We start from the raw sequence: 1,266 nt of genomic DNA, 5'->3' as shown, positions 1-1,266 counted from the left end.
GAAGGAATAGATGGAATGTCTGTCTATGAACTTTTGGACTACCTTAAAGAGAATAAATCTCAGTTTCTTGAATCATTGAGAGACCTTTCATACAAACCAAGTCCTGTCAGAAGAGTAGAAATACCTAAGTCTGACGGAACTAAACGTAAACTGGGAGTACCAACGGTCGTTGACCGACTGGTACAACAGGCAATTGCGCAAGCAATGGCTCCTGTATTTGAGAGAATCTTTTCAGATAATAGTTTTGGTTTTAGACCAAATCGTAGTGCTCATGATGCCATAAAACGTGTCACTGAATTTTACAACCAAGGCTATCACGTTGCGATAGACCTTGATTTAAAAGCCTACTTCGATACGGTAAATCATGACTTACTAATGAAGTTCATCAAACAATATATCAATGATGAATGGCTATTGAGAATGATTCGTAAATTCCTCACCAGTGGTGTGATGGATGGACAGATGTTTCAGAAGTCTGAAAAGGGTACACCGCAAGGTGGAAACCTCTCCCCATTACTTGCCAATATCTATCTAAATGAACTCGACAAATTACTAACTGCCCGAGGGCATAAGTTTGTCCGCTACGCTGATGACTGCAATATTTATGTCAAAAGCAAACGTGCAGGCTATCGAGTCTTAGATAGTATCTCTAATTTTCTTGAGAATGACTTAAAAGTAACAGTTAATAAGGAAAAGACAAAAGTTGGTTCTCCTTTAAGATTGAAATTTTTAGGATTTTCAATTGGTGTATCCAGCAAGGGCACTTACGTGCGTCCTTGCCAACAAGCCAAAAAGAGAGTTAAACAATCGCTTAAGAAAATAACGAAGAGAAATCGAGGCAGGAGCCTTGATGAACTCTTCAAGGAGATCAATCAGAAGATGGTTGGTTGGCTAAACTACTATGGAATTGGAAAAATGAAAGCATTCATTAAAGCACTTGATGAATGGTTACGTTCTAGAATCAGGCAATACATATGGAAGTCGTGGAAGAAAATAAAAACTAGAATTAAGAATCTGATAAAACTAGGAATGGCAAGAACTGAAGCTAGAACTTTCGCCAACACCCGTAAGGGATATTGGCGAACAGCACATAGTAAGACTCTGTTGTACACTTTGACAAATCAAAAACTGGAATCCCTTGGACTAATAAATATGTCCAAGAAACTCCAGTCTATTCAGAATGCTTAAATTAATGAACCGCCGTATACGGAACCGTACGTACGGTGGTGTGAGAGGTCGGTAATTAAAATTACCTCCTACTCGATC

Annotated in this window: 1 protein-coding gene; it reads left to right on the top strand. The window is 38.7% G+C overall.

Translation table 11 applies throughout. The features are described from left to right. Positions 1–1,188, top strand: a 1,188-nt coding sequence (gene ltrA, locus EKM66_RS12460; protein ID WP_125765039.1) for a group II intron reverse transcriptase/maturase, incomplete at its 5' end; no start/stop codon positions are given. Between the last annotated feature and the right edge of the window lie 78 nt (positions 1,189–1,266).

The sequence above is a fragment of the Companilactobacillus hulinensis genome (genome assembly GCF_003946555.1).
GTDB lineage: Bacteria > Bacillota > Bacilli > Lactobacillales > Lactobacillaceae > Companilactobacillus > Companilactobacillus hulinensis.
Note: the sequence above shows the minus strand (reverse complement) of the source record. Positions and strands in the feature narration are given on the sequence as shown.